Below are 26,637 nucleotides of genomic sequence, written 5' to 3'. Positions count from 1 at the left end.
GAAATGCGATCCTGCTCTTGCTTCCTTTTTTTAACGATTTAATTCATTAAGTCTCCAAAGTTCATGAGCAAGCCAATAATGGCCTTACTATCACTTAGAGGTTGCAGAGATAGAGGTTTTATATTTTACGTCTTCTCCAAACTGTATGAGTTTCCCGATGCAAAAATCAATCCTCACCCAAGTTCTTAAGGAGCGCAAACTATCGAGTAATAGTAAAGGAATGTACCAGTGATGTACCATTAAGAACGGTAGCGGGTCGTTTACTTCAAAGATTGCATCCTTTCCTCGCCAAATATTTTTAAACCACTTTTGCAACTGCTTTAACGATCTAATTTCATTAAGTCGCCAAAGTTCGTGATAAAGCCAATAAGTAGGCTTACTATTACTCAGCGGTTGCAGAGGTTCAGCTGGAGGCTCTTTACTAAGATAGGCAGCCGCTAAACCTGGATGATTATAATACATTGTAATTGCAGAGTGAGTACGGGCGTTGCACTCGATCGCATAAATCGTTCCATCTTCCGCCTGAATGAAGTCAAAAGAAATTTGTCCAGTCAGTTGTAGTTCTTTGACAAAATGACTCACCCACTGTTTAATTTCTGGGCAATCGACGTTTTCGTAATTGACTTGAAAAGCAGATGATTTGCAGCAGCAGTGTACCGTTAATTCACCATTTCTCACCGTACTGTGAGTACAGTATTCTGTTCCGGGAATAAACTCTTGCAATATCCAAGGCTTATCTTGACTAATTGGCTTACTTTTAACATGAAGCGCCATTTTTTCGGGAGACTCCATTGGTAGCTTGGTCAAATCCAAGCGTAAAACAGAGTCATAGACAATACTTTTGAGAATGTACTTGTGCTTTTCGTTGGTAAAGTCGAATTTAAGAACTTGTTCGGAATCTGTAATTAGAAAGGTTTTCGGGACAGATAGCGACAGTGAGCGGGCAATTTCTGCAAAGGTAAACTTGTTATCCAGCATACTCATTGTATCAGCATCGAAGTGGAAATTCTCACAATAGCCTGATAACACTGGCTTGCGTTCCGAGTCAAAGTAGCTGGCAGCAAAAATGCCTACTGGTACAAAAAAGTCTATGTTTTCCTTTTTGGCGATCGCCCGCACGGCTTGAGTATAGCCGTCTTTGTCTTCATGTGAGTCAGGAACTGTGTAAAAGCCAGCCACAGAGTTAGAAAATCGATAACCACTAAACCAGTATTTATTGAGATCGAATAAAATGACTCGATGCCCAGCAGCGTGAAACGATCGCGCCAGTTGAAGGGTTTTGGTCATTTTACCACCACCGATCAAGATATTTTTAGGATTTTCGTTTAAAACCACTTCCTTGGCATAGCTTCGGCTGAAAAAATTCCACAGTAGCAATGCTAATACGACAGTGCAGTTAAAGGGAAATGCGATCGCTAGTAATGCAAGAGTGCCCAAGTTTTGGAATATTGCAAAAATCTGCTCCCTCATAGTTGTAATTGTGACATGATATATACTTGGTTGACTCAAACAATCTACATTAGAGTTCTATTACTTGTCGCTAGCGAAAACCTTGTGCTATTCCAAGTCAGAAGAAAGCTAAAAAGGTGATTTACCGGACATTAGACGCGCTCAACGCTTCATTGATTGCCGTCATAAATAACTCATTTAAAGGAATTCCCGCTGCGTTCGCCGTACAGGCAATCACCGCGTTGTGGTCAAAAATACAAAACAACCCGGCTTCTAAGAACCAAGGTTGTCCCTGTGGGTCGATGCGGAAGTCAAATAAACTATAATGGCGACAACCCAAAGCCAAATGACACTTCTTAACTTCTTGCTGAACCTTTTGGGTTATCGGGTCATTAATATCTACAATCCAACCTGGGACATAATTTTTAGCAGTTGAAGCTAAGTCGCCCTCGATTGGTATTTTGAATTTGTCAGTATAGCTGCGGATGGGTCTGGTTTGCGGGTCTATCTGATACTCTTCAAGAGGTAAACCGATTAGCTCCCCATCTTTGACAATAGCGCCGCATCTGACTTCTCGACCGGCTTCAATGAATGTTTCTACGATCACCTCTGAAGCAAATTCAAATGCTTTCTTCAAGGCAGCGTCATACTCACTCTTTTCTTTGACTAAGGATACTCCTAAAGAGTTGTCGGCATTTGCGGGTTTGATGACTACTGGAGGTGTAATTGTCGGAACGTCTCCTTGGCGGAGCAATTCTCCAGAAGGCACTTTCACCCCTGCTGCTGCGACAATTGCTTTGGTTCTGGCTTTGTGGGCCGTGATTGCCATCACATCTGGAGTATTGCCTATATAAGGAATCTTTAGCAAGTCGAATAGTGCCCGGTAGTCAGTCATTCCAGGCAGACAAAACATTTGTGGCAACATCAGGTCAATGTTTTGCGCTGTTATAAACTGTATGGCATCTGATAGAGGCATCGGTTTAGCGACAGCAATATCTTCTGGACTAAGAGAGGAAGGAAATCGCCATTGGCCATCAAGTGTGATGTATGCAATCAGAAAGTCATAGAGCGATGGATTTGCCGTAGCTACCAGACAGCTTTGGGCGTAATTGCGTGACAATTCACAATAAAAATGATTGTATGCAGATCCAACTAAATGAAGGATGCGAAGTACTGGCATGATTCATTTTCCTAAGTACCGTTGTATTTTGTATAACAACTACAATTGCAAAAATTGCTTGAGAAGAGATGAGGAAGCAAGCGGAAATTATTCCTTCTTATCTTCTTCATCTCTATGAAATTTAAGCCAAGGCTCAGACTTCTCTGCTGATCTCTCGATTAGACAACGCGTCTAATCAGGGTTATACCATCTCGGATGGGTAAGAGAACTTGCTCTACACGAGGATCGGCGGCGACAATACGGTTGAACTGAGCGATCGCTTCACCGTTGGCGGTGCGTTGTTCGGGTGGTAAGTAAACTTGTCCTTGCAACAAAGTGTTATCGACACAGATTAAACCGTCGGGAGTCAGTAAGTTACTATCCAAAATGATCTGGAAGTACTCTACATATTCTTTTTTATCTGCATCAATGAAGATCAGATCGAATACTTCATTTCTGGCAGCCAGCTTGTGGAGTGTCTCTAGAGCAGGTGCTACTTCCACAACGATTTTGTCGCCGTGGGGAGACTCACTAAAGCAAGCTTGAGCAAATTCAGCAACGTAAGGATCTACTTCGCAACCGATAAGTTGCCCATCACTTGGTAATGCTTCTGCCATTGCTAAGGCTGAATACCCTGTGAACATTCCTACTTCTAGAATGCGCTTTGCCTTGGTGATATGAACAAACATTTTCAATGTCTGTCCTTCCAGATGTCCTGAGAGCATCTCCTGCTCTAGTTGACGCACTGTTTCACCATCGCTGAACCGTTTGCTCCAGTCTTCCTTACTGGTTTTTTGCGCCAATGCTGTCAATGCACTCGATTCGGGCGTGGTGTAATCATCCAAGTAGGGATCTAAACCCGCCGCTAATTGAACACCCTGCCGTAAAGAATCTAATATCTCTACGGGAATATTATTCTCTTCTGCCAATTTGAGGGTTTGCTGTAGCTGCGCTACTAAGATACTGTGTGGCGTTATCGGTCTAGCTATTTCTCGTCCTAAAACACTCGTCATATCTTCAGACCCCCAATAGCTTGGCTTCTTGACTTTCAATGTATGCGTCAACCCCTTCTCCGCCACGAGGGTATTCAGCACAAAGACGTTTGTGTTCAGCTAAAGCAGCATCAAGTTCTTCACGAGTCAAATCGTTAGCAAAGAAGCACTCACCAATCGGACGAGGCATGGCTGCGCGTTGTTTGCCATCTCGTGTCAAGCTTATAGATTGGGTAGCATCCCAGAGTAAATCTCCATCTAGTAGAGGATGATCGAGTGATAAACCGATACGACTCATCAAGTCTAGGATGCGATCGCGCTCCTCTGTTGGAATATAGCCCCGTTGTGCTGCAATGGTTGCAGACAAAGCCATATCAATATTGACGGCATGACCATGATAGAGGGGTATGTGAGGTGCTAATTCTAAGGTAGGACTCCAAGTATGACCGTAGGCAATAACGCGATCGAGGTCTATTTCATGCAAGTTTGGAGTCTCTAACTCCAACATGGTTTTGATTGCCTCGTAGTTGAGTTTATGGGCAATCTCTTTAAGTTCCGGTGTCCCATTCACGTGTCCAAAGTGAGTGGAAAGCAGTTCTTCGCCATATTCGTATAGCAGTTCAAAAACTTGCGAGTTAGAAACTACAGCGATTTTTACTAACTCTGCCATCCCATTGCGGACTTGAGCCATTGGCAAGGTTTTCAAAAATGAGAAATCGAGGATCACTTTCAAGGGTGCATGATATGCTCCCAAGCGATTTTTCAACTTGCGATGATTAACTGCTACTTTAATCGCTACACCTGCATCTATTAAACCAATCAATGTGGTAGGAATGCGGATGAAATTACTCTTGCGACGGTAAGCAGCGCAAGCAAACCCAGCCACATCAGTAATTAAACCACCACCGACGACTAAGACTGGTTCCTTACGAACTAAGCCAAAGTCCGAAAAAGCGTCAATAATTTTCTCAAAGCTTGCAAGGGTTTTATCTGGCTCTGTAATGATGATCGGAAATACTGTGAGATCAATGTCATAGTGTCTAAAATATGACCTGATCTGCTTGCCATAAAGTTCATAGACATTTGCATCAATTACAGTCAGACAGCGACCAAATTTTGCATAGCTATCTGCGATTTCTCGGTTTTCAATATCAAATGCACCGTTCACATAGACAAGACTAAAATCGATTTTTTCGTAACCTTGCACGTGAAACGCAGATTCCGTAGCTTCAAATGATGCTTGAACTTTATTCATGTGTGTTGACCTTATTCCAATTACAAAATTGTGAGATTTCGGTAATAATTGTGATTTACCCTAATGTACGTATGCCAGCAAAGAACTATGCTTTTCACCCTTTCTGATAAAAGACAGGACAAAATTAGCTTTCAATAAAAAGCTAACGTTTATTACTGACTGGCAATGTTATTAAACAACACCATTCATTTGAGTAAATTCTGTAGATGGGTTAACCTTTAATTGGGCATAACCTCAAACAAGTCAAGTAGATCCACTAGCAATATATTAAAGTAATACTTGCCTGCTTCTTCTGCGGATTATTGACTTTAATTTTGGGAAATTCATCTTAATTCAGATTTATTCCACTATATTTAATTTAAATTTAGTGGCTTTCCAACTGTACGATTCCGTAAAAATTCTAGCCGAGACAACTGATTATATCGTCGATCTCCAAGCTTTAATTTGAGATTAGAACCCTGATTAATCGTTAGTTGGCTGTTTCTTAGCATTAGTCTCAAACCTTATATTACTAAACCCGCTACATTCTATTTGCTTCATAATAACAGTGGACTTTTAAGAAGTTTATCTGAATTTTTATTAACTCCACTATATTTGTCTCTAACAATATTCCAATCGTTAGACTTTGCAAAACTCATATCTTAGTAAACTACTCATATTGTTTACCATTGTCTATCTCTAGGCTGACATTTGATATTACACAAATGATTAATCCTCATTTCGTTTTTTTTGCATTAGTCTCGAACCAGAAAATGGCTAAAAACTAAAGATTACTCACTGTATTTTATTCAAAGTACCAGTAAATTACCTCTTTTAAACAGTCAATTTCATGCTCAGTAATCAACATACCTACCTCAGCAACCCTTGAAAATTCAGAATTTAAACGTATCTGAGTTCCTTGTAACAAAAGCTTAACTTTTTTAAGGAATACTTGTGTGTATTAAAGGTTTCTAAGTTTGCTGAAATTGCCCTCTTAGCCCTAAAATAAGCCTTTTCAGCTTAAACCAACAAATAATTTACTAGTTGGTAACTGAAAAGTACAACACAAATCATAACATTACAGTAATACAAATCATAACATCTGTAAATATATTTAAGTCAATCCACCACGCGAAGTGTACTGGATAACTAGATATCTACAAAAAATATGTCTAAAGATAGATACTTTATACAACAATATATTTTACCTCGGCAGCTATATCTAACAGACACCTGTAAATTTAATCATACGTTGCGTTGCGCGAAATCCGTTGCTTTTGTTGGTTCTAGATGCAAGTACATACAAATTTTCGCTTTGGCAGACAGGTTTACAGATAAAAGATCGCAACTACACTAATTCACACAAATAGCAAAATATTGCCACAATATGCGATCGCAACTGGTGTAGTCTAAGAAATTATGGAACACACGCTGTTTTTATATTATATCTGCGTTGAAAACTGACAACGTTACTGTTGTGCTATGTAGCTGTCAAAGCGGGAATCTGTGAGTGCGATCGCTTAGTTACTTTACAATATAAAAAGTTGAGTATTTATAACAGGGAAAATTTATTTAAAAAGTAATTTAAATAATCTTAATATTCATCAATTTAAAAAATATTGGGATTGATCTCATAATTCATGGGCAACCTAACATACAATTGGTGTAAAAATTAGCGTGGCAAACTTATAAGTTTGCTTACCCGTTGTAGGCATATTCTTGTAAAATATGTAAACCAACTAGTAATTCCTAGTAGCTTAAATATGTCTTCTATGGCAATATGGATGTCAGGAAATATATTGTCACAAACAATTGATAATCCAAAAAATAAAATGGCAGATAACAAAATTAGAAATTCAGTTTTCTTCAGTATTCTTTTGAATTTAAGAAAAAACATTGAGATAATTGCAATATAGATTATGTAAAATACATTTTCATTAATATGCAAATAATCAGGAAAAACACTATCATGTATTAAGAAAAAGTCATCAAAAAGCAACAAACAGGTTATTAATCCAGAAAATAAAAAGAATGATGAATATTCTTTAGCTCTAATATCTTTTTTAAGTAAGATGTAACTAAAGAGACAGATTGATGCCGAAGAACACCAAAGCAATATACCAATATTTGAGAAAAATCCCAGATAAAAAGGCATATTCATGATGGCAGATGGATCTCTGGTCAAATTTTCTGTAGGTACATTAACTTTTAATTGCAGGAATAGTGAAATTAAAGAAAATGGGATAATTGTTATTAAAAATGTTAATAATAAAATTTTGATTTGATGAATATAGCTTGATTTTTGAAGAACTAAGTTTGTCATGGGTTTCTACTTTGATTATCTAGGACGCTTCTTGCAGATTTTTTAGTATTTTTGTTGGATAACTTAATATCTGCTATAAAATTATGATTTTTCTGCTTGTGTAAAAATTACTAGTAAGGACAAATCGGGTGTGTGACTGATAGATATACATTTAGGCATCAACCCAGATATTTACTAAACATATTTCAGTATTCGTTAGGCAGAAAAGAGTATCATTTTGAATTTGGTCGATAATCAGGTTAAGAGTTTAAATGTCAAATACTTGATTTACAAGGGTCTAGAATTAAGATAAGGTTAACAAAATAAAATCAACAAGTATAGATTATTTCATACAGCAAAAAAATATTCAAGTTCTTTCTCTCTTAATTTTTTTAAATTCTTGATGAAGCTTGCTATCTTAAATGTGCAGAATCTAGGTTAGTTATGGATGCTAAAGAATTGCTCAAACGCTATGCTGCTGGAGAAAGAGACTTTAGTGGGATGAATTTGCAAGAGGCTGACTTGAGTGGAGCTAATCTGAGCGGGGCTAACTTAAGTCGAGCTAACCTATTGGCAGCTAATTTGAGTGAGGCTAATTTGAGTAGGGCTAATCTCAGTTATGCCAAATTGAGCCTGGCTAGGTTCATTGGTACTAATTTGGAGGGTGCTAATGTGACTGATGCTGACATAATTTGCGCCATATTTGAAAATGCCAATCTCAAAGGGTCTTACCTTAGTGATTTCGGTTACATTAACAATGCCTTGTTCCAAAATACGATTGTTGGTGATGGTAGGATTATCGTCGGGCCAGAGATAATTCATGGATGAATATTCTGGGTTACTCTATCAGCCAATAGAAAGCTAATCAAATAAGAATTTTCATACAGCAGTTTTCAAGTAGATGAGGTACAAAATAACTGAAGTGTCTGTTTCAACATCCGATATTGCTTGACAAGTTAATTTCGATAGAAAAAAATTGAGTATTTCTAAGTAGACAAAATCTATTGAAATTACTTTTTATAAAAACTTAAGATTTCTTAACTTAGTTTAAAAAATCTTGGTATTGGCTTCAGAATATAAGAGCGATCGCTTTGTAAAGGTTAGTTGATATTAGTTGTCAAATTGCTGGTGAAGTTACAAACTAAAGAAATACAACACACGCAATTATTTTATGACTGCTATTTCTAACATTGAATTCAAACGACCAATTTGGCAAACCGCGATCGTATTGACCTTGGGCTTTTGGCTCAGTGCTAGTCTAGTTTTAGACTGGGTAATTATGCCTAGTCTTTATCTTTCTGGGATGATGAGTCAAGCTGGTTTTACGACAGCAGGCTATACGATTTTTTGGAACTTCAATCGGATGGAATTGTTATCAGCTGCTGTAGTGCTGACTGGGGCACTAGCTTTGAGCAAAACCCGATATCACTGGAGTATTGGCAGTATTGTTTTATCTGTGCTGCTGTTAACTATCGCTGTGCTTGACACCTATTTCTTAACTCCGCAGATGTGCGCTATAGGAATTCAACTCAACCTATTTGAAGCAGCTGCTGCTATTCCATCGACAATGAATTTACTACACGGTAGTTATTGGCTGCTGGAAGTAGTCAAGCTGATAGCTGGTGGTACACTTTTAAGCTGGTGCTGGCGGGAGCAATTTTAAGTAGATGGAGAAGTATAACGGTGAGAATGTCCACTTATAAATCTCACGCTAAAGACGCAAAGAAATTCTTTGCGTCTTTTCGCTACATATATCTTATGGGTTGATGAATGTGATGTTTACGATAGGCTACACTTAAACGTACAATTTTGTATTTATATTGGTGACTTTTAAAACTTGGGATTTTTTGGGTGAATTGCCACTATAAAATAATTTAGTTTTTGATAAATGTGATTCAATCAGCAGACATATAATTATCTTTTACTATACATTTTCTGCTTTCCCGGACATCTAAACAAATAAATATTTATAACAATTTTCTGGAAGATGATATTAATTAGTTTTCATGTTTACTTTACTGATTTATCATGAAGTTTATATATTTCTACTAATTTTTTTTGAAAATTATAGTAATCTAAGTTTTAGTGAGTATGTTACTTGTTATCTACCATCTAGCTGAAAACAGCTATTTTGCAGGTATCTACTACTAATCAAGAATTTCCCTGTAAGTTCTTGAATTTGTCACTACAATTTGTGCAGGGTGACTATTTAGGTTCACACAACATTAAAACCCGTTTCCAGTACTTATGAAGAGATTCCCTTCTGCTGATTTAGTCGCCCGCGCATCTCACCACACACCATCATGGCGGCAATTATCAGCAAACTCATTCTTGGCGGGAAGTTTACTATTATTGTTGTGCAAGCGATCATTTTGCCGAATCCCAAGACTAAGAGTTGCTCTACAATCACAAACTTAAGTAAGATATTGAACTTTTGGAATGCTTAGTTTTGAATAATACTTTTTTCCTTGTGAAGTTGCGCTCAAGAATAAACTTCTTAAAAAAGTACCCGGCGATTTTCGTCACGGATATAAAAACATACTTCGTCAGCGCAGACTTAATGCCTATAAGTCTTGATGGAAAAACATTTACGTTTACATTACAGTAGATTTTGGTCGCTCCAGACTTTAGGATTAGGGACAAAAAACTTTTGCAAGAGAACTAAATTATCTATAATTTTAGGCTACAAAATACGGATAACAATGATACTTTTGTGACTGATGGGCGAGAGCCAATGGTCTTTATGTGGCACTTGAGTTACTGTTAGATTGGCTAGATTAGCTAAAGATACAGAAAACCAATCTAATTTTTGAAATACTATATCCTGGCAACTAGTCGGGCAATTTTGCTATTGGTCAGTAGCATTAATTGGTTTAGTTGTAAGTTGTGGATTATAGCTTAACAGAGATTGGTGAATTAAGAGTTGGGGGGTGTGGAATCTCTGTACTAACTCAAATATGACCGCTATATTTATTTGAACAGTGCTTTCAACAAAGTCACGGTGAATTCCGAAAAGGTAATTCACTAATTTTGCCTGCAAATGTTAATTTTATTTCAGAGCGATCGCAATGAAGACACTTCCGATTAGTAGATACAGATTTTTTCAAAAGCTCCAGCCCCTATCTTTGTTGAAAAAAATCACTGGTAAGTCGGTTACTGGTTGTTTACAAGTGTTTAGCACATCAGGCTCTTGGTCAATATATGTAGATGAGGGGAAACTAATTTATGCCAGCTACTCAGAGAAAATGTTTGAGCCGCTTTACAGAAATTTGCAACGCTTGAGTCAGCAAATTTCTACTCTCCCTGACGGGATCAAAGATCAGTTGCGGGCGATATTTGAAACTGGTATTGAAAATCAGGCAATACCGAACCCGGATTATCTGGCTATTTGTTGGTTAGTCAATCAGAAATATATCAGTTCCTCTCAAGCAGCAATGCTGATAGAGCAATTGGCGCTAGAAGTTCTAGAGTCATTTCTGAATTTACAGGAGGGAAGTTATGAATTTATTCCTGAGAGTTTTCTGGATGATATGCCAAAGTTTTGTCATCTAAATGTTCGTTTATTAGTTGAACTCTGTTTAACGCCTCAAAATGAAGCGGTTTATCGTCAAACATCACCAAGTTATCAATCACATACCTCACAATTTTTCCAAATAAATGAACTACAATCTAAAGCCAAAACTACGCCAAAGTTGCCTAAAATACACGGTTTTAAACCAGCAGCCTACTCGATTAATACTAATGAACACAGAGGTCAGCAAATCATCCAACCGCCTGCTGACAGAAAAATCTACACAATCTTGTGTATTGATGACAGTCCTACGGTATTGAATGCTATTAAAAGTTATTTAGATGAGCAAACCTTTTCTGTTATCGGAGTCACTGATTCATTAAAAGCTCTAATGCAGATTATCCGTATAAAACCCGATATAATTTTGTTGGATATATCAATGCCTAATCTCGATGGATATGAACTCTGCTCTTTGCTGCGAAAACACTCATATTTTAAAAATACACCTGTGATTATGGTGTCAGAAAAAGTAGGATTTCTAGATAGAGCTAAAGCTAAGATGGTGAGAGCATCAGGCTATTTAACTAAGCCTTTTAAACAAGGAGATTTACTAAAAGTTATTTTTCAACATATTGTTTAATTTCCTAAGAGACCATTTATAAAGTAAATCTTTAGACGGCTAGACGACGTAGCATAATACGAGTCATAACAGCATATATGGCAGCTTCACTCATTTCAGTCAGACGTTCATAATCTTTACTCAAACGATGGTACTGGTTAAACCAGCAATCATGTTCTTTCTACTACCCAACGCTTCGGTAAAACCTCAAAATCTTTATTAGTACGGCGAATGACCTCAACATGAGCTTGGATCATCAACCAAACAGCCAGCGCAAACTTATCACAGCCTTTCGAGTCATCCTTTCTACGTAAATACGCTATCTAAACTGTATCGTAGCGTTCTTCTTTTTTCTAATTTCCCATCTTTAGATTTACTTTATAAATAGCCTCTAAAGCCGTATTTTCTGATGTAAATGACAAAAAACGATATTGTCAGAAATTGCGGGTTGAAATTTGCTTAAGATATGCCATAAGGTGTCGCCGCTACGCCCGTCGTAGACATCGTACTCAATTTACCATGCCCTATGACTAACTACTTTCGCTCTAATATTGATGCAATGGCTAGCTATGTTCCCGGAGAGCAGCCTCAACGTGGTACACAGATTATTAAACTTAACAGCAATGAGAACCCCTATCCTCCTTCTCCTGCGGCATTAGCTGTGCTACGGAATATTGATGGTGAGTGGTTGCGGCGCTATCCAGAACCTTTTGGGGGAGAATTTCGGCAAGCTGCAAGTAAAGTTTTAGGAGTTCCTAGTGATTGGATAATTGTCGGAAATGGCAGTGATGAATTGTTAAGTGTGGTGATTCGAGCCTGTGCTGAACCTGGGAAAAAGGTAGTTTATCCGATGCCTACTTACGTGCTATATCGGACATTGACAGAAATGCAAGCGGCGGAAATTATTGAGATTCCTTACAGCAAAGACTACAGCTTACCAAAGGACGAATTAGTTGCTGCCAATGGGGCTGTTACCTTTATTGCGTCGCCCAATAGTCCATCGGGACATGTGGTGGCAACAAATGATTTGCGAAAATTAGCCAGCCAGTTATCTGGAGTTTTAGCGATCGATGAAGCATACATAGATTTTACCGAAGAGAATGCATTGTCTTTGGTAAAGGAGTACGAAAACGTCATCGTGATTCGGACACTATCTAAGGGATATTCGTTGGCAGGATTGCGATTGGGCTTTGGGGTGGCGAATCCCAAACTGTTGCAGGGATTGTTTAAGGTTAAAGATAGCTATAACATTGATGCGATCGCTTGTGCAATTGGTACGGCTGCCATCACTGACCAAGCTTATAAAAATGCTTGTGTAGCCAAGATTAAAGCATCACGGATTAAGTTAGCAACAGACTTGAAACAATTAGGTTTTCATATCTGGGATTCCCAAGCTAACTTTTTGCTGGCACAACCAAGAGAAGAAAACGCAGAATATCTCTATCAAAAATTGAAGGAACGGGGAATTTTAATCCGCTACTTCAAGCAGCCTGGATTAGATGATAAATTACGCATCACTGTTGGGACAGATGAGCAAAATCAGGTTTTAATAGAGGCACTAACTACAAACCTTTAATTATTCCTACTCACCAAAATAGTGCTGAGTGCTGAGTAACGAGTGCTGAGTAAAAAGTAAAATTAATTGCACTCAGCATATAGGGTAGTCGCGCCCTTTTCTTAGAAAGTTCTGTTCGCTAGTTTTAACTATAGGGTTATACTCACCACTCAGCACTCAGTACTACTGAATTAACTTACAACACTTGAAAACTAAAGCTAAGACTTGCCCAATTATTTACATCCAAGCTATGTGAATCGGCTGCTGTAACGTTCATCTCTGTTTTGAAGACACTAGCGTTATGTAAGTCTTGTAGCAAGGCTTGTACAACTTCTAAGGAATTCAATAATGGGCCAATTGGCCCTTGTTCGGCTGTAGAATACTTGGCAGTGTTCAAGGCAGCCAGAGTTCCGCTAAAGGGGGCAGTACTAAAAATTAGTTGGTGTTCGCACTCAGAAGCTGGCCCTGAAATCATCCATTCGGAAGCAGTATTCGTTTCGGGTAGAGTGAGGGTTTCACCTGGAGAGATGACGACTTCTTTCAGGAGGGGCTTGGTGTCGGCAGTGTTTGGTTCTTGAGGGATTTCCCAAGAATAGAAGGCGATCGCTGTATGATTATTGTTTAATCCCAGCAAGATTAAATATACTGGGCGATCGCTCTGGTTTTCTACCCGATATTGCATTCGACTACCGATAGGGACAATCGGAGTAGGGAGTGATTTTTGAATCGAAGTTTCTGTTTTGGAAGTTCGTACTGTTTCGCGCTGCATGATAACGCGAGGCGATATGTTGTTAATTATTTCTAAGGTTGTCTTGAGAGCCAAGCGGGAAGAACCTTGATTTTCAGTCAGTCGCCATAACTTGGCTGCTAATAAGGTTGATAATTTTGGTGCTAACTTTTGCACTGTTGATTTTACTGCTTCTCCTGCTTCCCCCGTGGCATTAGAAATTAGTTCGCCACTAAGAGAAAATAAACCATAACGGCTAGGTGTTTGCTGTAGTTTAGCAAATAGATAATCAGCCGGTTTTTCCCCTGCGACTACGGTGGAGACATGGGGAAATGCAGCAAAGGCACTTGTAGCGTCTACCCGCTCAATTCTTTCCAATCCAGTATCCAGAGCAATTATTAAATTAATATTTCGGGGTAAAACCCGGACTGCTTCTTGGACAAGTTGCCCGATTTGTAGGGAATTTGCACCTTCTATTTGGGAAATTTGCGCTTTTGCTGTTAACCCAGTCCGCGATCGCAATACTAATTCTTCTCTTGTTGTTCCTAAGGTGAATCGAGAATTAACTCCGTAGTATAGCAGCACTTGTGGCGGTAATCCTGCTAACCACAGCTGGACTGTTTTGCCATCTTCTTCAATGGCTTTCACCACGCCTTCTGCACCAATAATCCTGTCTGGCGGTAGAGACGTTAAATGTTGATTTTTTTGACTACTTAATAACCCTGGTTGCTGTTTACTACCCAATTTGGATAGAGAATTTTCTATATACGAGAGGGCGACTTGAATTTTGGTATTTGGGGTAAATTCCCACAAATACTGCGTCAAGGCGTAGGTAAATAACCCAGCACTAAAACCAGAAAAGAGTTCTTCCCTCGCCGACTGCTTGGGATTTGAGGTAGCTGCTAAGACAATCGGCGTGCTGGGTAACTTCTGAGTTTTAAGTTGTTGAAGAAAGTCGAGTTCTTCTGCTGTTAGCTTTGCCTCTATTGATTCTGGAAGGGCACGACTTTTTAATCCTAATACTGGGGTTGGCGCATAATAGCTAGTATCTAATACTGCTGTGACTCTTTCTGTAGGGAGCGATCGCAATAATAGCAGTAAAGTTTCTTCTAATATATAGTTGACTATTTTCTCTCCTTGTGAATTAAAGCTGGCATTGGCTGTCACCAGAGCATTTTGCATTGTCTCTGGAGATGTTTCCAATTTGACACGGCTGCCATAACCGCTAAAGTGGAAGAAGACCAGATCGTCGGGTTTAGCTTGATTACCCAACCGATCTAAAAAAGCCGTCTCAATGAATTCCCTACTAGCTTCTTCCTCAGTTAGGGTTAGGATATCTGACCCTTGGAAACCAAAGCGATGAATCAAAACTTCTCTTTGTAGTTCCACATCTGTCAGACAACCACTGAGGGCTGGAATTTTTGGGTATTGGTTAATACCTATTAACAATGCCAACTTGCGCGGACTGGGTTGTGCCAAAGCTTGGTAATAGCGATTTCCTAAAGACAACCACTCAGCTTCAGTTATCCCCAATACCGCGAGTATTGAGCCAATTCTCTCTAAAAACGTGCGACGTTTCATAATTAGCTATCAGCCCTCAGCTGTTCAGTTAGCAGCTTACAGGGCTGAACTCTGTATTGTAAAGTTACAAAAATGTGGGGAGCGGAGCAGGGGAGCAGGGGAGCAGGGGAGCAGGGGAGAAAGTTGCAGTAAGTTTTTCTCCTCTGCACCTCTGCCCCTCCGCACCTCTGCCTCTTGTGCCCAATGCCCAATGCCCCATACCCTAAGCTGGTACTTCTATGCGCATTGCCCGTGCTAACTCTGCTGCTACTTCTGGACGAGAAAATTCTGGTGGAGGCAACTCACCGCGCCGCAGCATTTCCCTAACTTTTGTCCCTGATAGGTGAATGCGTTCTTCTGGCCTGCTGGGACTGGTTTTAGATGTTGCCATCTGCTTAGTGCGCATGCAGTAAAAAGCGTGTTCAAATTTCATCGGCACAATGCCTAATTCACTTGGCGTAAATTCATCAAAGATATACTGAGCATCATAAGTGCCATAATAGTCACCAACACCAGCATGATCCCGTCCGACGATAAAGTGAGTACAGCCGTAGTTTTTGCGGACTAAAGCATGGAAGATCGCCTCACGAGGCCCAGCGTAGCGCATTGCGGCGGGGTTAATTGCCAAAGTTACCCTGTCTAAGGGGTAGTAGTGTTCTAGCAAAATTTCATAGCAGCGCATCCGCACATCAGCGGCGATATCATCTTCTTTTGTCGCCCCGACTAATGGGTGCAAAAATAGACCATCAACAATTTCTAAGGCGCACTTTTGAATGTATTCATGGGCGCGGTGGATGGGGTTGCGAGTTTGAAAGCCGACAATGGTTTTCCAACCCTTGTCTTTAAATAGTTGCCGTGAAGCTGCTGGATCGATTTGATAAGTGGGAAACTGGGGATGAGGTTCGCGTTGCAACAACCAAATATCACCCGCCAGATGTACAGTACCTTGGTTATAGAGTACCTGCACGCCAGGATGATTGACATCATCAGTGCGGTAGACTTTTATTGCTTCGCGGGTTTTGTCGTAGTGATATTTTTGGGTGAGTTGCAAAACTCCGATAAATTCGCCTCTGGAGTTATCTAGACGGATTAAGCCGCCTTCTTGCAACGGGGAAGCTACTTCTTCGCTTACCGATAGTGTAATCGGGATTGACCACACAAGACCGTTAGCTAATCGCATTTCTGTCACAGTGCGATCGTAGTCTTCTTGGTTCATAAAACCCGTCAGCGGACTAAAAGCACCGATCGCAATCATTTCTAGATCGGAAACGGCGCGATCGTCAAGTTGCACTCGTGGCAAAAAGTCAGCTTTTGAGAGAAACTCTGCTCTTTGTTCTGGTGTAGCGATACGGTTAACCAACTGTCCACCGTGGGGGGCTATGGCATCTGGATTGTGACTCAACTTAATCCCCTCTCTGCTTTTACTGTTATTGTTTCAGATTATGTACTAACTTATCAAATGCTGGTACGTAGAGAAAAATAGTTTAGGCATTGGGCACAAAAGGCAGAGGAGCAGAGGAGCAGAGGAGCATGGGGCAAACTAAATATTAAAAGCGATCGAAATCCGAGTCCGCAGCCTTACCTTTTCCCTAGATGATAATTTTGATCGCGCAGATCAAACCTTCTTCAAGAACCTTTAAATTTTCTGCTAATCCTCTCAGAATTTATACCAGTAATTAGTAAAGGGGATCGATGACATTCGCTTGCTGCGAAGCATCCATCCCCGAATAGCTGCCCAGATAATTAACCTGGAATCTATAGTCCGGTATCTAATCATCCCAGTATCGGCCGAGATATGTCGATTGTCACTGGGATAGATACTGATTTAGAAGATATCTACAAAAAGATAGGTACACAATTACTCTTTTTCAATGCTTCTTCCATTCTCCATTGCCAACAGTGCTGTCCCGTAAGCAGCTTCTGTGTACGCTGACGCTACTACAGGAACCTGCAAATGACGTGCCCTAATTGCAGTCCAAGTATCATTAGCCGCACCACCACCAGCGGTATAAACACGGCTCAATTTGTCTGCTCCCATTTGTTGTAATAATTCATACCCTCGCCTTTCTATGCGGGCAATGCTTTCTAACAACCCATGCAAAAATTCTACTGGATTCTCTGGGCGTGGTGACAAGCGTGGGGGTAGATTGGGATCGTTAATCGGAAAGCGATCGCCTACCTTCAATAACGGATAATAATCTAACTCGCTGGGTTTTGATGCATCAATCTCCCGACTAAGGCTTTCTAACTCAGCGTTTGTGAAAAATTGCTTTAGTACTGCACCTCCAGTATTAGAAGCACCCCCAGTCAGCCACAAATCACCCAACCGATGGCTGTAAATTCCATATCTGGCATCTTCTACACGGGTACGACTTAACAACTTTAGTACCAACGTTGAACCAAGGGAAGTCACAGCTTCACCAGGTAATTTTGCCCCGCTGGCAATAAAAGCAGCAATACTATCGGTTGTACCAGCACACACCAGACAATTACGACTTAAACCGAACTTATCCGCAATTTCAGAACGCAATTCGGTAATCGGAGTCCCAGGAGTTAAAACTTTGGGTAGCTGAATCGGTATTTCTAGCAATTCTAGCCATTCTGGGTATTTCAACTCTTCTACGTCATAACCCAGCTTTAAAGCATTATGGTAATCGCTAATACCCAACTGTCCATGTAAGAGAAACGCCAGCCAATCTGCTTGATGCAGGAAATATCTAGCTTCAATAAAAGAGGGTAATTGCCTCATCCATAAAAGTTTGGCCAGGCTAGAGGTGGCACTCAATACAGTATGATTGGGGGGTGCAATACTCCTCAAATGCTCTAGAACAGACGATCCCCGCGCATCGTTGTACAGCAATGGTGCATCTACAGGGTTGCCAGCAGTATCGACCAGCAAGACGGTAGAGGAAGTACCATTAATTGCGATCGCTTTAATTTCTCGCCGCAATTGCTCAGGTATTTGTTCCACCAACGCAAACAAAGCCTCCTGCCAAATTTTGGGCGTAGCGGCATTTGGTGAGTCGTGGAAGGGATATCGCACCTCTGCCTGAATACAAGAGGCTTCCTCGTCAATCACCACACCACGTCCGCCAGATGTGCCGAAGTCTATACCCAGATATAAATTCATAATTTTTATAAATTTTTTTAATGGAGAATAAATAAGAACTACTGACCAATAACTGCTTTTGTTGCATCTTGTAACAAGATATTCCACAATTCTGGCAAAACAAGGAAAAGTAGTAAACGAACTGTTCAAAATCAATTCAGGTTAGGAGGTTTTCAGCCATGCCTATCTTAGATACTCTGTACATTGCTCAGATATCTTCCATCTCAGATACTCAAGTCTACATCGCCCTAGTTGTAGCCTTGATCCCAGGAGTTCTAGCTTGGCGATTAGCCACAGAACTTTACAAATAAGGCTCAGATGTGACACAGTTGAAAAGCTAATAATCCTGGCAGTACGGGGTGCAATTTCCAGATTTTATGGCTTTATGTCATAAGTACCTAGAAACCTTGCACTTACGTAAGCCAGGTTATTTTTTAACTAGTGCAACACTTGTAGCTATTTCAAAAAAATGAAGTAATATGACAGCTAAATCAAGCATTCAGGACTACTGAGTGCTAATTTATCTCCGAGTATCGAGTGCTGTTACGGTAGCGAGGCGTTTAACCAGTACTGGGTTACAAATTTTACTTAGCACTCTTGATAGTACTTCCCTTCACTAAGCGAGGTTATCTTTTAGCATCATGAACGCGATTCAACCATCTAGACCACCGTCACAACCTATACAAAAACGCCGTGTCATTTCTCGACCAAAGCGGCATCTTCGTCAACGTTCTTACAAAGTGATGGCACTGGAAAGCACAGCCAAAATAGCGGTCAATCTTGTGATTACAGCCGTTGCAGCATCTGCCTTAACACAACTCTTGCCTTATCATTGGTTACAGCAAGAGAAATTGCGAGAAATGAGTACTGAAGTCAAGCTGATGGAAGGACATGTCAATGGTTTACAGGCGGAATTTAGCCGTAACTTCGATCCGCAAGAAGCTAAAATTATTAGACAACGACAAGGATACCGATTCGATCCCAGTCAGCGTCAGATCGTGTTGATGAATCAAGATCGCCGAGAAGATGAGCAAACAGACTCGTCACCCTAAGACAAATGGCGAATTTGGAATTATTTAGGTTTATTGTGATTTAGGCTACGTATAAACCGGGTGTTAATTTATATTATTGCTAATAAATAATGGTTAATAGCTAATTTTTGAATAGCTATGTATTTATCATCTATTAGTTATTAGCGATAGAGCGTCACTAAACTCTAGTTAAAAATTAATCAATTATTTTGAATCCCCCAGAAGAACTAATCTACCAATTAGGACGCTGATTGAGATAGTAACTCGTCTAGCCAATTTTCGAGTTGTAAACGCAAGCGACAACCAGTAATATCTTTATCGTTGTCGAGAGAGGGTAGTTGAGTAAGAGCGCGACGATAATCAGCGATCGCACAATTCCAGTCGCCCCAAAGATGGTAAGTTCTGCCGCGTTCAGCCCAGATATGACCTTCTAGTTGACCGAAAAGCAGTGCTAGCTCAAAATTCTCAATTGCCACCTCGTATTGCCCTAAATCGCGCCAGGTAATGCCTCGGTTAATCCACGCCCGAACATGGTGAGGTTTCAAATCAATCGCTCGATCGTAGTCGGCAATTGCTACTGCTAATTCTCCACAAGCCGCGTAGTAATTTGCGCGATTATTATAAGCACTAGCCAAATAGGGATTAAGTTTAAGGGCAGTATTATAGTCGTAAAGCGCTTTTTCCCTTTCGCCACTTTGGAAATAAATTAGCCCCCGGTTGTTGTAATCAACGGCATTGTCGGGATGGCGGCAGATTAGTTGGGTTAAAAGTGCGATCGCTTCGGTATAATCTCCTTGTTGAGCCAACCTCAAAGCACAAGAGCGCAAGTCGCTATCCCCAAAAATATATTCGCTGCGATCGCTTTTTCTCCACTCTTGAAGTTTGCTTGTAGTATTTACAACATACTTATATTGGTTACTTTGCTGGTCATCGTCAGCTAAAAATAAGTGAATATTCATCTTTCCCTACTTGAAATACCTGCTTTTTTAAATAAAAATCTAGTTTTTTAAGGCTAGTGGTTTTACCGCTATCTTTATTTTCAAGGTACTTATGGTTACTTGAAAGCCATCTTAAGACTGAGATTTAAACTACTCACACCAGTAGAAATCTACCCCTTAAATAAACAATTGCTCCTCAAACCTATTCATAGATACTCGATCCCGAAGATGAATTCCCGAAATAGCAGACGTTAATCTCAAAGACTAGTCAAGTAGTGAGAGCAGCAAATTGGTAGAATGCCAACAAGCCGTTCGTTAAAGAGGGGATGAGGAAGCAAGAGAGCAGGGGAGCAGAGGAGCAGAGGAGCAGAGGAGCAGGGGAGCAGGGGGAGAATAACTCTTAACTCCTAACTCAGCACTGTTTTGCCCAATGCCCAATGCCCAATGCCCAATGCCCAATGCCCCATTCCCTAAATTCAATTTTTAAATTTTGAGAAATTTCCCAATGACAACTGCAATTTCCTATCCCAATGCCCCTGATTTAGCAACCGATGATTACATTGCGATTGGCTTGGCAACCTGCTTCGTCAAAGAAGATGGAGAAGTTTATCAAATCGAAGTTATAGAACCGATTCCTTCTGCGGCTTTGGAAGCGCTTTTAAAGGGCATTCCTACCTCCTATAAACTGGCTTATGCCACAACTTTGGGATCTGTGCTGGATGGCGATTCACCACTGCTACCAGATGGCTTTCCAGAGTCGGCTCAGTTTGGAGAAGAATTTGTGCCACGGGCATTTGCAGCAGCTCGTACCTACAAGCGTCGTGAATCTGCAAAATCTCTGATTCCCTTGGGTACAAACTACACTGAATTTAAATATTCAATTGAGCGGAAACGGGTATTAAATGCCGCTAGAGTTGTCACCAAAGAAGACAATATTAAACAGCATTCTCACACTCACAAAGTGCTTTAAGTCATTATGCTAAAACTTTACGGTGGCGCTCGTAGTCGAGCGTCAATTGTCCACTGGTATTTAGAGGAATTAGGAATTCCCTACGAATTTGTCAGGCTTGATATGCAAGCGGGCGAACACCTCCAGCCTGCATATTTGGCAATCAACCCATTTGGTAAAGTTCCAGCAATTGTTGATGGGGATTTTCAGCTTTGGGAATCTGGGGCAATTTTGTTGTATCTTGCCGATAAGTATAGTAAAACTGCACTTTCACCAGAGGAAAATGCTCTATTTTCCCAATGGGTGTTGTTTGCCAATGCTACCCTTGGCCCAGGGATTTTTGTAGAAGCAAATCGGGAGCGGGAAATGCCCCGCTTGTTGACTCCCTTAAATGAAATTTTCAGTAAGCAACCTTTTTTACTTGGCAATGAGTTCACTGTTGCTGATGTAGCAGTGGGGTCTATTTTGAATTACATTCCCATGATACTGAAGCTAGACCTCAGCCCCTATCCAGCGGTGTTGAACTATATGAAGCAGTTATCTGAGCGTCCGGCATTTCAAAGAAGTATTGGCGGACGGACTTAAAATCATTCATAATTCGTAATTCGTAATAGAATTTTTAACTACGAATTACGAATTTTTTAACGATAATTTGTAAATTGCAAAGCAACTGGGTAGTCTTCTTGTTTTAGCCGCTGCATGACAACTTGCAAGTCATCTTTAGATTTAGCAGAAACCCGCACAGCATCCCCTTGAATTGAAGCTTGTACCTTTTTGAATTCGTCCCGAATCAATTTGGAAATTTGTTTGGCGATTTCCTGACTGATGCCTTTTTTGAGTTTGATTTCTTGACGCACGCGATTACCACTGGCTGATTCAACCTTGCCAAAATCAAAGATTTTTTGGGAGAGGTTACGCTTGGCGGCTTTTTCTCGGAGAATGGTGTGTACAGAATCTAAGGTAAACTCGCTGTCAGTACTAACGTTAATGCTTTCTTCAACTAACTCGACAGTAGTTTCAGTGTCTTTGAGGTCGTAACGACCTTTGATGTCTCGTATAACTTGATCGACAGCGTTAACCAACTCTTGTCGGTCAAAGTCGCTCACAATGTCAAAGGAAAAAGTAGAAGCCATAAAACATTTTGGATTTTAGATTTTGGACTTCGACTTCGCTCAGTCGAACTATTTTGGATTGGGAAAACTCTTCCCCAGTCCCCAGTCTCCATGCCCCAACTAACTAGTAGCTTGGATGATGCTCAAGAAAAAGAGAGTGGCACAGGCAAGGATGCCAATGGCAAACATGAGCGATCGCAAAAGGGGTATATTCAAAATATAAAAAATCGAGTATAGGAAACGGACCACTACAAAGGCGATCGCCGCTACTTGGGCTGTAAAAGAATTTACACCAGTTACATAAGCCATCAATGCCGCTGCGGAAAATATCATAAAGGCTTCAAAGGTGTTCTGATGTGCCCAAGTAGCCCGTTGGGCATAAGGTGGCAATTTATCAAACATGGCGCGAGGAGTAGAAACTATTTCAGAACCAATACGCGCACGGGCATAAGCTACTAGCAAAAATGGCACATAAATGAGAAATGCAGCAGCAGCGATCGAGTACAAAAAAATTATCATTACTTATTAGTCGTTGGTTATTAGTCATAAGTCATCAGTCATCAGTCATTAGTCAAATACAAATGACAAAAGACAAATGACAAATGACTAATCAAAGTAGAAAAGCGTTACCACTTTTCTTTGTTCTTCTGCATCCTGACAAGTTTGTAACAGGGTGCGACTGTCGTGAAATGCAAAGCAGATTAGTTGCTGGCAACGGGAGACAATTTCCTTGTTGCACAAGTAACTAGCTTCCGCCAGAGACAGATTATCATTACTGGGATTTTCGACTAGATGCATTACCTGTTCTAGTTGCTGGCGCGATTCTAAAGGCTGGCGTTCCAAGCTTTGGGGTAGAATCACCGTCAACAAATTTGCATCAGCCCGGGTTGCTCCCTTAATAGCAGCTGAATTTGTACCTGTAGCACCAGAAGTGATGATTCGATTACCCGATAAAACTAGGGCATAAGTCATCATTTCAATAAGATTCTGATGCGTAATCGGGACGTGACGAGAACCCAGCAAGGCAATTCTTTTAGAACCCGTTTGCTGGATTGTTGCCAGTTCTTGCGCTAATGTATCGAGGTTAATAAGGTCTGTTGATTGGCTCAAAGATGGAGATAATCAGACTAAACGACCCAGATATTTTACCAAACAGCGTGTAGATGCGAGGAAAACTTAAGTTAGACATTTTCCAAATCAATGAGTTCTTTAAATCTATGATGTGATATCCAACGACGTGCAAGATCGGCAGTTTTGCCTATGTAGAGAATTTCCCCAGAACCAGAAATCGCAAAATAGATGGCTGGACAGTCAGGGAGATCGGCTTTTTTCTCCAATGGAAGCGAGGGTAGTTTCAGGGGATCAATTGCCGTTAAATCCATTTTCTCCTAGTTCCAGTGACTTCTATAGCCATCACTAATAAGACCCCACTGAATTCTTACTTCAGTAGCTTCAAATCATCCGGGATTCGATCCCGGATGATTTACTCCTTCTGTCTCCTGCCTCCTGCCTCCTTCAATACACTCATGAATCTAAGACAATGCCGCTGCGGGAGTTAAACCTAGTTTGGATAACAAGCGGTCAATGTCAAAATGCTCGGACATCAACTGGCGAATATACTGAACCTTAATCGGCTCGTGGACGCGGACTTGCCCAAAAGTGCGGTCAACAATTCCTACAGTAGTTAGGGTATCTAAGTCAACAGACAAAATGGGTATTTCTAGTTCTTCAGCGCGACTGAGAATGAACGGTGGGGGTGGTAGTTGCCCAGTCAGAATTAAACATTGGGTAGAAGTTTCTAAAGCCGCTTGCTGAATTTCCACCCGATCGCCTCCTGTCACCACTGCCATATTCCGGCGTTTGCGGAAATATTTCACAGCTGAATTGACATTCATTGCTCCAATTGCCAGACTTTCTACCAACAAATCCATGCGATCGTTGCGACAGAGAACATCAGCCTTTAACTGCTTGACTAGTTCGCCAACACTCACACTGCGGAGCAAATCGCTATTCGGCAGCATTGCTAGCACTGGAATCCCCTGCTGTTCCAAAAATGGGCGCAAGAGAGTATCAACCGCTTCTAGTTGGGTGACAGGGATATCATTGATTGCAACTCCAATCAAGCGATCGCCCAGACGCTGTTTTGCAGCCAATAGCGCCTCAACCGAAAGCAAGGATTTATAGCGGCTTACTAACAGCACACCAGCATCCAATATTTCAGCCATTTGCAGCAAAGACAAGTCAAACAAATTGCCTTCGGACAAATTACCAGGCCCCTCCAGTAACACTAAATCTCCTTGAGACTTATGTAAATATTGCTGTATTAGGGACTGCTGATAATCGGTTTTATCTTCCCCCCGCAAGCGCTTTTGCACATTTGGTTCATCCAAAGCCAGCATTGTAGGTGCAACGCGGTTTTCCGGCAAATTGAGGCTAAGAGCGATGAACTGGACATCTTCCTCAATTACGGTTCCACCAGACGAACTAAAAGACGTACCGAGTGGTTTACCGTAGCTAATATCCAGACCTTTTTGCTGTAGCTGATGAGACAAACCCAGAACAGTTGCAGATTTACCGCTGTAATTCTCGGTCGATCCAATCAGCAAATATTTAGGGGATTTTGGCACACATGCACTCCTAATTTCAAAAGTCAGAAGAACCCAGCTAGGTGTTTCCTAATTCTAGTTCCTTCTGGCAAAAGCCTCTCGCTCTCACAAATTAAGGTTTCCCAGAATTACCTTCTGATTGCACAAGCAGGAGAGCCACTTATGGGTAGGCTTTTCAGATTAAACCAATTTTTTGGGTTTTGGAACCAATAAAGATTGTCTGAAACCTTAAAACTAGGTTCAATGCCTTCTAGGTTTCTAGCTGTTCCAGTTCCCGACAACAAGAGTTGAGGATGTTCTGTACTACTAAAGTGGTGACTTATCCCAAACGCTCTGCTTCTAGTATTACGTTAAACCAATCGGCTAATGGTAGTATTTAATTTGCTAAAATTAGATCGTAGATACGTATAAAATTCAAGAGTGGTAATGAAAACTACCCATAATTAAGGTAAAAACCTTTCTTCGCTAAGTAAAATTTAGGTTTAAAAAAAGAGGTATTGATATGAACACAAACTTAGAAGAATTTTCATATATCTGGGAGGACTCTGATTGGGCACTCTTAAAATTCAATGCTTCACCTTCAGAAAAAGAACCAAGATATGTAATTGTAAACACGAAAACTAAACAGGGTTTGCTATAGCAATCCTAAATCATTCGTGAGAAAATACTGAAAAAAGAAATGGGTGATTGGTGCAACTATAGTACGGAGTAGGGCAATGTGGATGCGATCGCTATCAGATTTTATCGAAAACAGCCAAGACAAGCGGGAAGTTCAAAGGGCGATCGCGGTCAAAATGCTACTTGAAGGATACACTCATGTTGCTATCCAGTCGATATTGGGGGTTTCATCAGGATTTATCAGCAAGTGGAAGAAGGCATTTTTCACTTCAGGAGTAGAGGGTTTAAAGCTTGGTTACAAAGGAAGTCAAGGATTCTTAAATCCACAACAACGTGCGTCTATCATTGAATGGCTCAAAATCAAAGATAAGTGGAATGTGAGCGAATTAGAGTACGAGATTGCTGACAAGTATGGGGTGGTGTTTGAATCAAAACAGAGCTACTACGATTTATTTGATGCCGCCCGGATTAGTTGGAAGAAAACTCAAGCACACAATCCGAAGCATGACGAAGAACTAGTAGCATCAAAAAAAAAGAACTCTGTGGGCTATTGGAAGCGAGACGAAAGGAAATTGAGTCAGGAAAGTTAGTTGTGTTCATGGTTGATGAATGTCATTTGTTATGGGGGGATATATTTGGGTACGTTTGGGGTAAAACAAGTGAACGAATATCAGTTCCGGTTGTCAACGCCCGTGACAAACAAACATATTTTGGTGGATTAGACTATAAAACAAAAGAATTCTTAATCTTTCCCGCTAAGACTGCAAATTCTGAAACTACAGTTAGTTTCTTGGAATACCTTCAATCCCAACGACAAGCGAGCAAAACTGTTAATTGTTTGGGACGGTGCGAGCTACCATCGTTCACAGCATATCAAAAATTATTTAGACTCGTTAAATCATGAGCTTGAAACAGAACAATGGTTAATAACTTGTGAGCGTTTCGCGCCTAATGCCCCACAACAAAACCCTGTAGAAGATATCTGGTTGCAAGCAAAAAGATTGATTCGAGAATTTTATTTTTTCTGCCATTCTTTTTCTCAGGGTAAGCGCGTCTCAAACACTATTGACAAGCGGATTCTGAGACATCATCATGTTGAGATAAACAAGCAGCAAGAATAGTAAGCATGTAGTTATTATCCATTGCGGCTCGATTCGATTTTTGGC

The 26,637-nt window shown here is 40.5% G+C and carries 23 protein-coding genes and 1 pseudogene; 9 read left to right on the top strand and 15 right to left on the bottom strand.

Annotated elements, in window-relative coordinates; all coding sequences use genetic code 11:
• Positions 1-90: 90 nt before the first annotated feature.
• The 5 genes from AC1F2U_RS31780 to AC1F2U_RS31760 form a co-directional block, all read right to left on the bottom strand.
• Complete coding sequence (locus AC1F2U_RS31780; protein ID WP_480264751.1) at positions 91-1,470, bottom strand: ATP-grasp domain-containing protein; 1,380 nt, start codon at positions 1,468-1,470, stop codon at positions 91-93.
• A gap of 121 nt (positions 1,471-1,591) precedes the next feature.
• Positions 1,592-2,629 carry a D-alanine--D-alanine ligase family protein gene (locus AC1F2U_RS31775; RefSeq protein ID WP_335190229.1) on the bottom strand — a complete coding sequence of 346 codons (1,038 nt, stop codon included), beginning with the start codon at positions 2,627-2,629 and terminating at the stop codon, positions 1,592-1,594.
• Positions 2,630-2,787: 158 nt separating this feature from the next.
• The gene (locus tag AC1F2U_RS31770) at positions 2,788-3,621 is read right to left on the bottom strand and encodes an O-methyltransferase (RefSeq protein ID WP_480264749.1); all 834 of its coding nucleotides are present in this window, start codon (positions 3,619-3,621) and stop codon (positions 2,788-2,790) included.
• A gap of 4 nt (positions 3,622-3,625) precedes the next feature.
• The gene (locus AC1F2U_RS31765) at positions 3,626-4,855 is read right to left on the bottom strand and encodes a sedoheptulose 7-phosphate cyclase (RefSeq protein ID WP_480264747.1); all 1,230 of its coding nucleotides are present in this window, start codon (positions 4,853-4,855) and stop codon (positions 3,626-3,628) included.
• 1,651 nt (positions 4,856-6,506) lie between these two features.
• The gene (locus tag AC1F2U_RS31760; RefSeq protein ID WP_480264746.1) at positions 6,507-7,157 is read right to left on the bottom strand and encodes a hypothetical protein; all 651 of its coding nucleotides are present in this window, start codon (positions 7,155-7,157) and stop codon (positions 6,507-6,509) included.
• Positions 7,158-7,580: 423 nt separating this feature from the next.
• Here AC1F2U_RS31760 and AC1F2U_RS31755 point away from each other — a divergent pair, with 423 nt between their 5' ends.
• From AC1F2U_RS31755 to AC1F2U_RS31745, 3 genes are all read left to right on the top strand, one after another.
• Positions 7,581-7,964, top strand: coding sequence for a pentapeptide repeat-containing protein (locus AC1F2U_RS31755; RefSeq protein ID WP_480264744.1), 384 nt, complete (start codon positions 7,581-7,583; stop codon positions 7,962-7,964).
• Between the two features lie 343 nt (positions 7,965-8,307).
• Positions 8,308-8,799 (top strand): hypothetical protein, encoded by a 492-nt coding sequence (locus tag AC1F2U_RS31750; protein WP_480264742.1) that lies wholly within the window; start codon positions 8,308-8,310, stop codon positions 8,797-8,799.
• Between the two features lie 1,405 nt (positions 8,800-10,204).
• Positions 10,205-11,287 (top strand): response regulator, encoded by a 1,083-nt coding sequence (locus AC1F2U_RS31745; RefSeq protein ID WP_480264741.1) that lies wholly within the window; start codon positions 10,205-10,207, stop codon positions 11,285-11,287.
• A 31-nt stretch (positions 11,288-11,318) separates the two neighbouring features.
• Here AC1F2U_RS31745 and AC1F2U_RS31740 read toward each other — a convergent pair.
• A pseudogene (locus AC1F2U_RS31740) lies at positions 11,319-11,550 on the bottom strand (transposase); the annotation flags it as partial.
• Between the two features lie 242 nt (positions 11,551-11,792).
• Between AC1F2U_RS31740 and hisC the strand changes: the two are divergent.
• Positions 11,793-12,842 carry a histidinol-phosphate transaminase gene (hisC, locus tag AC1F2U_RS31735; protein ID WP_480264739.1) on the top strand — a complete coding sequence of 350 codons (1,050 nt, stop codon included), beginning with the start codon at positions 11,793-11,795 and terminating at the stop codon, positions 12,840-12,842.
• Between the two features lie 175 nt (positions 12,843-13,017).
• Here the strand turns inward: hisC and AC1F2U_RS31730 are convergent, their stop codons facing one another.
• From AC1F2U_RS31730 to AC1F2U_RS31720, 3 genes are all read right to left on the bottom strand, one after another.
• Entirely contained in the window at positions 13,018-15,129 is a 2,112-nt protein-coding gene (locus AC1F2U_RS31730; protein WP_480264738.1) for a caspase family protein, read from the bottom strand.
• Positions 15,130-15,331: 202 nt separating this feature from the next.
• Positions 15,332-16,510 (bottom strand): sulfate adenylyltransferase, encoded by a 1,179-nt coding sequence (gene sat / locus AC1F2U_RS31725; RefSeq protein ID WP_480264737.1) that lies wholly within the window; start codon positions 16,508-16,510, stop codon positions 15,332-15,334.
• 456 nt (positions 16,511-16,966) lie between these two features.
• Entirely contained in the window at positions 16,967-18,238 is a 1,272-nt protein-coding gene (locus AC1F2U_RS31720; protein ID WP_480264736.1) for an FGGY-family carbohydrate kinase, read from the bottom strand.
• 200 nt (positions 18,239-18,438) lie between these two features.
• Here AC1F2U_RS31720 and psaM point away from each other — a divergent pair, with 200 nt between their 5' ends.
• Both psaM and AC1F2U_RS31710 read left to right on the top strand, forming a co-directional pair.
• Positions 18,439-18,528, top strand: coding sequence for a photosystem I reaction center subunit XII (psaM, locus tag AC1F2U_RS31715; RefSeq protein ID WP_040630342.1), 90 nt, complete (start codon positions 18,439-18,441; stop codon positions 18,526-18,528).
• 330 nt (positions 18,529-18,858) lie between these two features.
• Positions 18,859-19,269 carry a slr1601 family putative cell division protein gene (locus AC1F2U_RS31710; protein ID WP_480264735.1) on the top strand — a complete coding sequence of 137 codons (411 nt, stop codon included), beginning with the start codon at positions 18,859-18,861 and terminating at the stop codon, positions 19,267-19,269.
• A gap of 218 nt (positions 19,270-19,487) precedes the next feature.
• Here AC1F2U_RS31710 and AC1F2U_RS31705 read toward each other — a convergent pair whose 3' ends face one another.
• Entirely contained in the window at positions 19,488-20,207 is a 720-nt protein-coding gene (locus AC1F2U_RS31705; protein WP_480264733.1) for a tetratricopeptide repeat protein, read from the bottom strand.
• A gap of 484 nt (positions 20,208-20,691) precedes the next feature.
• Between AC1F2U_RS31705 and AC1F2U_RS31700 the strand changes: the two genes are divergently transcribed.
• Positions 20,692-21,156, top strand: coding sequence for a hypothetical protein (locus AC1F2U_RS31700; protein ID WP_480264732.1), 465 nt, complete (start codon positions 20,692-20,694; stop codon positions 21,154-21,156).
• Between the two features lie 6 nt (positions 21,157-21,162).
• The gene (locus AC1F2U_RS31695; RefSeq protein WP_480264731.1) at positions 21,163-21,720 is read left to right on the top strand and encodes a glutathione S-transferase family protein; all 558 of its coding nucleotides are present in this window, start codon (positions 21,163-21,165) and stop codon (positions 21,718-21,720) included.
• Between the two features lie 56 nt (positions 21,721-21,776).
• Here AC1F2U_RS31695 and AC1F2U_RS31690 read toward each other — a convergent pair whose 3' ends face one another.
• The 5 genes from AC1F2U_RS31690 to AC1F2U_RS31670 all read right to left on the bottom strand — a co-directional run bounded on the left by AC1F2U_RS31690 (position 21,777) and on the right by AC1F2U_RS31670 (position 24,874).
• Positions 21,777-22,268 (bottom strand): YajQ family cyclic di-GMP-binding protein, encoded by a 492-nt coding sequence (locus AC1F2U_RS31690; RefSeq protein WP_012411046.1) that lies wholly within the window; start codon positions 22,266-22,268, stop codon positions 21,777-21,779.
• A 99-nt stretch (positions 22,269-22,367) separates the two neighbouring features.
• Positions 22,368-22,766 carry an MAPEG family protein gene (locus AC1F2U_RS31685; RefSeq protein ID WP_480264730.1) on the bottom strand — a complete coding sequence of 133 codons (399 nt, stop codon included), beginning with the start codon at positions 22,764-22,766 and terminating at the stop codon, positions 22,368-22,370.
• Positions 22,767-22,853: 87 nt separating this feature from the next.
• Positions 22,854-23,357, bottom strand: a complete 504-nt coding sequence (locus AC1F2U_RS31680) for a hypothetical protein (protein WP_041565591.1) — start codon at positions 23,355-23,357, stop codon at positions 22,854-22,856.
• 71 nt (positions 23,358-23,428) lie between these two features.
• Complete coding sequence (locus tag AC1F2U_RS31675) at positions 23,429-23,629, bottom strand: GIY-YIG nuclease family protein (protein ID WP_480264728.1); 201 nt, start codon at positions 23,627-23,629, stop codon at positions 23,429-23,431.
• 150 nt (positions 23,630-23,779) lie between these two features.
• Positions 23,780-24,874 carry a phosphotransacetylase family protein gene (locus AC1F2U_RS31670; protein WP_480264726.1) on the bottom strand — a complete coding sequence of 365 codons (1,095 nt, stop codon included), beginning with the start codon at positions 24,872-24,874 and terminating at the stop codon, positions 23,780-23,782.
• Between the two features lie 662 nt (positions 24,875-25,536).
• On the opposite strand from AC1F2U_RS31670, the gene AC1F2U_RS31665 reads away from it, so the two are divergent.
• Positions 25,537-26,061, top strand: a complete 525-nt coding sequence (locus AC1F2U_RS31665; RefSeq protein WP_480264725.1) for a helix-turn-helix domain-containing protein — start codon at positions 25,537-25,539, stop codon at positions 26,059-26,061.
• The last annotated feature ends 576 nt before the right edge of the window (positions 26,062-26,637 follow it).

The sequence above is a fragment of the Nostoc sp. LEGE 12454 genome (genome assembly GCF_056620565.1).
Note: the sequence above shows the minus strand (reverse complement) of the source record. Positions and strands in the feature narration are given on the sequence as shown.